Here is an 8,146-nt window from a genome sequence, read left to right on the forward strand (position 1 = left end):
CGCCTATAAAAAGACTTTTTCGGGTTCAGGTAGTATGATGGTGCTGGATCCGGACTCAGATTTTTTCAGGTACTTTAAAAATCAGGGTTCAGCAAAATAAGCGGATTAGAAAACTAAATAAGGTCACCCTGTCTGTGGGCGAATCTATCACACTGATTGGGTGTGTAGTGAAGCCCATAACGGCTAAAATAAAAACGCTCCTTGTGGAGCGTTTTGTTTGAGTAGGCACTGAAAAATGCAACAAAAAGATTCCTGGCTGTTACCCGAGGGCATAGAAGAAATTTTGCCCCAGGAGGCGGCGTACCTTGAAAACCTACGCAGGAAACTGCTCCAGTTATTCACATGCTGGGGTTATGAACTGGTGATACCCCCAATGATTGATTTCATTGATTCATTGCTGACTGGCTCAGGACACGACCTGGATCTGCAAACATTCAAGTTGACCGACCAGATTAGCGGTAAAACGCTGGGCTTCAGGGCTGACATGACACCGCAAGTCGCCCGAATGGACGCCCACCATCTTAAGCATGAATGGCCGACCCGTTTGTGTTACGTCGGTACAGTGTTGCATACGCGGGGCGATCCCTTGGAAAAAACCCGCAGCCCGATGCAAATAGGCGCGGAGCTTTATGGTCATGCCGGTATTGAAAGTGATGTCGAAGTGATACGTTTGATGCTGGACATGTTGGCCTTATCAGGATTACTGGACGTGCATCTCGACCTGGGGCATGTCGGCATATTCCGGGCGCTGTCTAGGCAAGCAGGACTCGATCAAGCCGGAGAAAGCGCCTTATTCGATGTCTTGCAACGTAAAGCCAAACCTGAACTTGAAGAGCTGATATCCGATCTTGCCATTAACGAAGAAGTTAAAGCCATGCTATTAAAGTTGCCTGAGCTGAATGGCGGGAAGGATACGATCATCAAGGCGCGATTAGTATTGGCAAAGTCAGACGGGCAGGTAAAGCAGTCGCTGACTAACCTGGAAGCCGTAGCGGAAAACCTGACAAGCCGTTTTCCGGCCTTACCCATCAGTTTTGATTTAGCTGAATTGCGTGGTTATCATTACCATACCGGCGTGGTTTTTGCCGCTTTTGTGCCTACGATTGGACGGGAAATTGCCCGCGGTGGCCGCTACGACAATATTGGAGCGGTGTTTGGCCGTGCGCGTCCGGCAACGGGTTTTAGCGCAGACCTAAAACTTTTGGTATTACTTGGCAAACAAAGCGCCCAGGATCAACTTATTCCACGTATTTTTGCGCCCTGCCTGGAAGATATGGGGCTGGACAATAGTGTGTTAAACGAAAAAATCAGGGATTTACGCGCCCAAGGCAAGTGTGTGATCCAGCAATTGCCAGGGCAAGTGGGCGCTGCAAAAGAATTGGGTTGTACGTCCGTTTTGGAGCTAGACCACAAAAACTGGGTAATCAGGACATTAGATTAAGATTGGAATCAATATGGGAAAAAATGTCGTTATTATAGGTGCCCAATGGGGTGATGAAGGCAAGGGCAAGCTGGTTGATTTGTTGACTGAGCAAGTACACGCTGTCGTCCGTTTTCAGGGTGGGCATAATGCCGGTCACACACTGGTCATCAAAGGGAAAAAAACCGTCCTGCACCTGATACCTTCCGGCATACTCAGGGACAATGTCCAATGTATGATAGGTAACGGTGTCGTGTTGTCCTTGAATGCCCTAATGGAAGAAATCGAGTTTCTGGAAAATGCCGGGGTTACGATCAGAAACCGCCTCTTAATCAGCGAAGCTTGCACGTTAATCTTGCCCGTACATGTTGCTGTCGATAAAGCGCGAGAAAAAGCACTGGGCAACAAGGCTATCGGCACGACCGGACGTGGTATCGGCCCCGCTTATGGGGACAAGGCAGGGCGACGGGGTTTACGTGCGGGAGACTTGCTAAACCCAGCGATTTTTGCTGAAAAGCTCAAAGAGCTGCTGGATTATTATAATTTTCTGCTAACCGGTTACTACCAAGCCGAAGCTGTCGATTACCAACAGACGCTAGATGAAGCGCTCAAGCTGGGCGAACAAGTCAAGCCGATGCTGACCGATGTCAGCGAGACCTTATACATGTATCAAGCGCAGGGAAAAAACCTGCTGTTCGAAGGCGCCCAAGGTGCATTGCTGGATATAGACCATGGCACGTTTCCTTACGTCACCTCATCCAGTACCACAGCAGGCGGCGCTGCTACAGGTAGTGGCATCGGGCCGCTAGACCTGCATTATGTCTTAGGTATAACCAAAGCCTATTCAACACGGGTAGGGAATGGCCCGTTCCCGTCAGAATTGCACGATGCCAATGGCGATCATCTGGGTGTCAAGGGACACGAATTTGGCGCAACCACAGGCCGCAAGCGGCGTACCGGCTGGTTTGATGCGGTTGCCATGCGTAAATCGGCAAAACTCAACAGCCTCAGCGGAATCTGCCTGACCAAACTGGACGTTCTGGACGGCCTTGAAAAAATTGGTATTTGTACCGGCTACAAACTGAACGGAGCGGTGACCCACACAGCGCCCTTGGGAGCCGAGCAATACCAGCAATGCCAAGCGATTATAGAAGAATTGCCAGGATGGAGCGGCACAACCGCTGGCATTACCGACTTTGATGCCTTGCCCAAAAATGCCAAAGCCTATATCAAGAGAATTGAAGAGTTGGTTGGTGTCAAGGTGACTATCTTGTCTACTGGCGCAGAAAGGGATGAGACCATCATACTTGAGAATCCTTTTGCTTAGAGGTTCTTCTAAAAACCCTCTCTTACTGTAGTGGCAATCCCTTCGACCGCCAAGGATGGTGGAAGTGCAGCGGCGGGTATGGAACCCGCGCTGTGAGGTTGCCCTGCATTGGGGCAGGCACAAGGCCTGCCCCTACAAATTTGGGTGATTAGTTGTATTTGTACAACGCATTGATATTTCTTAGCTTAAATCTGATCACGAATATTTCAACTGATTTTTAGGATAATGCTTAGTCCCGTTGTATCAAACCGCATCGTTGTCCTCGATACCGAAACCACGGGTTTGAATTTCCAGGAAGGCCATCGGGTCATAGAAATTGGCTGTGTCGAGCTAATCAATCGCCGCTTTACCGGTAACCGCTTTCACGTCTATATCAATCCCGACCGAGTTATCGATAGGGGTGCCATTGAAGTGCATGGCATCACCAATCAATTCCTCGAAGACAAGCCCCGTTTTGAGGATATTTTTGTCGATTTTATTGCCTTTATCAAAGATGCAGAGCTAGTCATACACAACGCACCGTTTGACGTTGGTTTCATTAACCACGAATTTTCACGGCTAACTGATAAGGCCAGGACCGTAGATGATTTCAGCACCGTGTTCGATACCTTGGCCTTTGCCAGAAAAAAACATCCAGGGCAACGGAACAGCCTGGATGCCTTATGTAAGCGGTATGCTATAGACAACAGCCACCGGGAATTGCACGGCGCGTTGCTGGATGCCGAAATCCTGGCCGATGTGTTTTTATTGATGACCGGCGGCCAATTCTCCTTGCTGGACGAAGGGGAAGCCGCAGGGCAAAAACCAGGAAACGTCCATGAACCCAGGCAGTTAGCCAACAACCGCCCCGCGTTAACCGTCATTTATTGTAGCGAACAAGAATTGGCGGAGCATCAACAACGGTTGGATGCCATTGAAAAAGCCAGTGGTTTTTGTGTTTGGAAGCAGTGATTAAGGATGTGGTAGCCTCGATGCAACGCAGTGAAATCGAGGATAAACGGGGGCTAATTCCTCGATTCCGTTACACTTCATCGAGGCTACTTGCTCAATCGCTGATTGATTGTTACAGCAGCTTTGCACTCATTCGGACGAATTTGGCTACCTCGTTGCTCCTGATGTACTTTGCAATTGTTCACACGCTGATTGTCAGCGGCTTTGTTCTTCAGACGTTCTTTTGCGGTTTTTAAAACAAAATGACTTTCTCCCTGTGTAACCGTATTCTTACTATAGCCAACCTCCAGATGCAAAAATAAACTTCCCCCCAACACGCCATAAGCAATTGCCCTACCAATTAAAATCACGCTGGCATTTTTCATTTCTTGCTCTCCTTTTTTCCGGTGACAATAGCTTACAAACAAAACAAACGTTTTAAACTCCGTTTCTTGCTTTTAAAAAAACCAATCAATTCACGCCGGACAGGCTAACGGCATTGAGCAGCGTAATGGGGTGTTTTTCAACAGACCGATGGGGCAAGTGTCCTTTTCCCGACGCAATAATTCTGCTTTACGTTTCACTCCCCAGCGGTAACCAGACAAGCTGCCATTGGTTCGCACCACGCGATGGCAGGGGATTGCTATCGCCAAGGTGTTCGCCGCACAAGCGCCAGCTACCGCGCGAACCGCTTTTGGTTGACCGATGCGTTTTGCAATCTCGGCGTAGCTCACGGTCGTGCCGGAAGGGATTTCTTGTAATGCCTGCCAAACCCGCTGTTGAAAAGCAGTACCCCGCACATCGAGTGGTAAAGTTAAGCCTAAGCTTGGTGCTTCGACAAAGCCGATGACTTTGGCGATCAGTTGTTCGAAATCACTGTCACCGCCAATCAGCTCGGCTTGCGGAAATCTATCTTGTAGCTCTCTTGACAAACACTCTGGATCATCACCCAAAGCAATGGCGCAAACACCCCGTTCGCTCAATGCGATCAGAATAGACCCTAAGGAACACTCGCCAATCGCGAAACGGATTTGGCTGTTTGCGCCACCGGCTCGATAGTTGGTTGGCGTCATGCCCAGCATTTGTGGGGATTTTTCATAGAAGCGACTGTTGGAATTATAACCAGCCTCGTAAATAGCTTTGGTGACAGTATTGCACTGTGCCAATTCTTTACGTACCCGTTTGGCCCTGTGTGCCGTAGCATAGGCTTTAGGCGTAAGTCCGGTGATGGCTTTAAAGAGACGATGAAAATGATGCACACTAAGTCCTGCCAGTGCCGCCATTTCGGCAAGATTGGGTTCGGACTCGGCCATTTCGATTAAGCGGCAGACTTCGGCGATCTTGCTTGCCTGTTGTGTCTGCAATGAAGGTTGATCCGGTTTGCAACGCAGACACGGACGAAAACCAGCTGCTTTTGCGTCTTGAGCGCTATCGTAAAACTGGACATTCTCGGGTTTGGCAGTCCGCGCTGGACAAGAGGGTCTGCAATAAACGCCAGTGGTTTTTACTGCGTAGTAAAACGTGCCGTCTGCCTCAGCATTGCGGGTAAGCACTGCTATCCAGCGCGAGTCATTGGATGTGGTTGTGTTGCTTTGAGGCATACAGATGTTAAGCGTCATTGAACAAGTGTAGGTAATTTAACAAATTCCCTACAATATGCACTCCGAGTCTTGCTTTCAAATTCCAACAGGAAAGCCTGCCCACCCTTGTATCTACACGATTTACCCCTCCAACGCCTTCAACACCGCCTGCATGGACGCATTGGCATCGCCAAACAGCATGCGGGTGTTTTCCAGTACGAACAGCGGATTACCCACACCCGCGTAACCAGACGCCATGCTGCGTTTAAGCACGATGGTGGTTTCACCTTTCCAGCATATTCCAGTACCGGCATACCGGCAATCGGGCTGTTGGGGTCATTCAATGCTGACGGATTGACAATATCATTCGTGCCGATGACAATTCTTTTTATCGTTCCCACGCTTTGCGTGGGAACGCCGCCAGGGACGCTCTGCGTCCCGCACCGCTGGAGCGCGGCATAGGATTCGTTCCCACGCCAGAGCGTGGGAACGATGTATTATTTGTAAAAATAGCCAATTACGCATCAACCGCTTTCGGCTTAGCACGACTGGAAGTCGAACTGATCCTTTTTTTGCTTTTGTCCGGTTTTTTGCCTGTATCGTCGGCTTTGTGGTGGTGTTTGCCTTCCGAAGCACCGATCCGAGAAATATTAAGCTGTTGCCCGACCACCCTGACTTTTTTCAATTCCTGGAATAGCTCTTTGGGCATACCAGCGGGCAATTCCACTGTGCTGTAATCCTGTTCAATCTTGATACGGGCAATGTGGTCGCCGTCGATACCGGTCTCATTCGCGATGGCACCAACGATATTGCCCGGTTTTACGCCGTGGGCGTGACCGACTTCAATGCGGAAGGTCTCCATTTCAATGTTTGACGCACCACCAAAAGCACGTTTTGGCCGTCGTTCGCTTTGCGAACGGTCAAACCGTTCCGGCCTGTCTGCTCTTGCTGGCCTGTTGTCTCTACTGTCCCTGTCGTCTCGGCTGTCTTTAGGCCGTTTGGGCAGGTTTTGCATTAACAATGGCGTGTCGCCTTGTACCAGCTTGGCTAAAGCCGAGGCTATTTCCAGGGCGGTGACATTGTGTTCATGCTGGTATTGCTCGATCAACTGGCTGAAAAAACTGAGTTCTTCGGCGGCCAAGGTATCCGTAATATTTTGTTTAAAACGGGAGATACGTTTATTGTTAATCACTTCTGTCGAGGGTAAGCCCATTTCTTCAACCTGTTTTTTGGTTGCTTTCTCGATGTTGAACAGCAGCTTCCGTTCCCTGGGCGCGATAAACAAAATGGCATCACCTGTACGTCCGGCACGTCCCGTCCTGCCGATACGATGAATGTAGGATTCGGTATCGTAAGGGATGTCATAATTGACGACATGCGTAACCCGGTCTACATCGAGTCCACGGGCGGCGATATCGGTGGCAACCAAGATATCCAGTTTGCCGTTTTTGAGGTGGTTAATCGACCGTTCCCTGAGCGTTTGCGACATGTCGCCGTTAATGGCAGCGGCTGAATACCCGCGTGCTTCCAATTTTTCGGCGAGTTCAACCGTGGCGGTTTTCGTCCTGACAAAGATGATCATGCCGTCAAAGGTTTCGGCTTCCAGGATACGGGTGAGGGCATCCAGCTTGTGGACACCGCTAACCAGCCAAAAGCGCTGACGTATGTATTCTGCCGAAGCCGAAGTGACTTTGATCGTCACTTCTTCGGGTTCGTGCAGATAATCCTGGGCGATTTTTCGGATAACGGCTGGCATGGTCGCAGAAAACAGGGCAATTTGCTTCTTTTCTGGTAATTGTTCCAATATCCATTCGACATCGTCGATAAAACCCATACGTAGCATTTCATCGGCTTCATCAAGGACCAGCACAGTCAGATTGCTTAAAATCAGTGTGCCGCGACGCATGTGATCCATGACTCGGCCCGGTGTGCCAACGACCACATGAGCACCGCGCTTGAGTTGACGTAACTGGGTGCTGTAATCCTGACCGCCATAAATTGGCAAGACATGAAAGCCTTTTAAATGCCCGGCATAGCGCTGGAACGCTTCCGCGACCTGGATAGCCAGTTCCCGAGTCGGGGCCAAGACTAGCGCCTGTGGGTCTTTTTGTTTGAGGTCGATACGTGACAGGATGGGTAACGCAAAGGCTGCGGTTTTTCCGGTTCCCGTCTGGGCTTGCCCCAACACATCTTTGCCTTTCAGCATGTGGGGGATGACCTTAGCTTGTATGGGCGAAGGCGTTTCATAACCGACATCATCCAGTACTTTTAGCACCGGTTCAATCAGCGCTAAATCATGGAAAGAGGGTATGGGTGAGACATCATTGGACATGGATTTACCTGTTGGATATGGGGAGAAGCGCTTTAGCGCGGTAAGCTATGATTCACTATCGGATCATTCAAGTTGGCTACGGTCGATTTGCCAAGGCTTGGCGAATTCAAGCCCATTGACCAGATAAAAGGCAGGGAGGAGCAGAATTGATTGTCGGCACGAATAACCTAGCTCTAAAGCTATAGGAGCATTATATAACATCCCAGATGATTTTTCCTAATTAAAACAACAGGCTCAATTAACAGATTCATGCACCTCTAATTATTCTAGCTTTCATAGACTCGTTACTATATCTTTGGAAGTTGAAAGCTGATGTAGTAGGCTAAGTTGCCCTTGTCTCTTACTTTCGGCAACAGGGCAGGATCCAGGTAGAAAACATATTTTTTTTGGAAAACAAATTACGAGAGAATAAGAAAATGTTGAAAAAACTACTCATCACATTTGCAGTGACTTTCATTTTTGGCGGGATACACACAGTATCGGCAGAAACAGGGGAACGGATTCAGTTTGCCAAAGGAAAGAGTTCTGCCGTTATTAAAGGAGTGACAGGTAGAGAT

General features: G+C 49.1%; 6 protein-coding genes and 1 pseudogene. 3 read left to right on the plus strand and 4 right to left on the minus strand.

Annotation, left to right across the window (positions count from 1 at the left end):
* Positions 1-235: 235 nt before the first annotated feature.
* The 3 genes from ACLQ6D_RS06715 (at position 236) to dnaQ (ending at position 3,698) form a co-directional block, all read left to right on the plus strand.
* Complete coding sequence (locus ACLQ6D_RS06715; RefSeq protein ID WP_411726516.1) at positions 236-1,441, plus strand: ATP phosphoribosyltransferase regulatory subunit; 1,206 nt, start codon at positions 236-238, stop codon at positions 1,439-1,441.
* 13 nt (positions 1,442-1,454) lie between these two features.
* Positions 1,455-2,747, plus strand: coding sequence for an adenylosuccinate synthase (locus ACLQ6D_RS06720; protein ID WP_411726517.1), 1,293 nt, complete (start codon positions 1,455-1,457; stop codon positions 2,745-2,747).
* Positions 2,748-2,972: 225 nt separating this feature from the next.
* Positions 2,973-3,698, plus strand: coding sequence for a DNA polymerase III subunit epsilon (dnaQ, locus tag ACLQ6D_RS06725; protein WP_411726518.1), 726 nt, complete (start codon positions 2,973-2,975; stop codon positions 3,696-3,698).
* Between the two features lie 86 nt (positions 3,699-3,784).
* On the opposite strand, the gene ACLQ6D_RS06730 is transcribed toward dnaQ, so the two are convergent.
* The 4 genes and pseudogenes from ACLQ6D_RS06730 to ACLQ6D_RS06745 all read right to left on the minus strand — a co-directional run bounded on the left by ACLQ6D_RS06730 (position 3,785) and on the right by ACLQ6D_RS06745 (position 7,589).
* Positions 3,785-4,063, minus strand: coding sequence for a hypothetical protein (locus tag ACLQ6D_RS06730; RefSeq protein ID WP_411726519.1), 279 nt, complete (start codon positions 4,061-4,063; stop codon positions 3,785-3,787).
* 90 nt (positions 4,064-4,153) lie between these two features.
* Positions 4,154-5,278 carry a bifunctional DNA-binding transcriptional regulator/O6-methylguanine-DNA methyltransferase Ada gene (gene ada / locus ACLQ6D_RS06735; RefSeq protein WP_411726520.1) on the minus strand — a complete coding sequence of 375 codons (1,125 nt, stop codon included), beginning with the start codon at positions 5,276-5,278 and terminating at the stop codon, positions 4,154-4,156.
* 120 nt (positions 5,279-5,398) lie between these two features.
* Positions 5,399-5,640, minus strand: a pseudogene (locus tag ACLQ6D_RS06740) (NAD(P)(+) transhydrogenase (Re/Si-specific) subunit beta); the annotation flags it as partial.
* A 134-nt stretch (positions 5,641-5,774) separates the two neighbouring features.
* A complete protein-coding gene (locus tag ACLQ6D_RS06745) occupies positions 5,775-7,589 on the minus strand; it encodes a DEAD/DEAH box helicase (protein WP_411726521.1) in 1,815 nt (604 codons plus the stop codon).
* Positions 7,590-8,146 lie beyond the last annotated feature (557 nt).

It is taken from the genome of Methyloglobulus sp., assembly GCF_046714055.1.
Lineage (GTDB): Bacteria > Pseudomonadota > Gammaproteobacteria > Methylococcales > Methylomonadaceae > Methyloglobulus.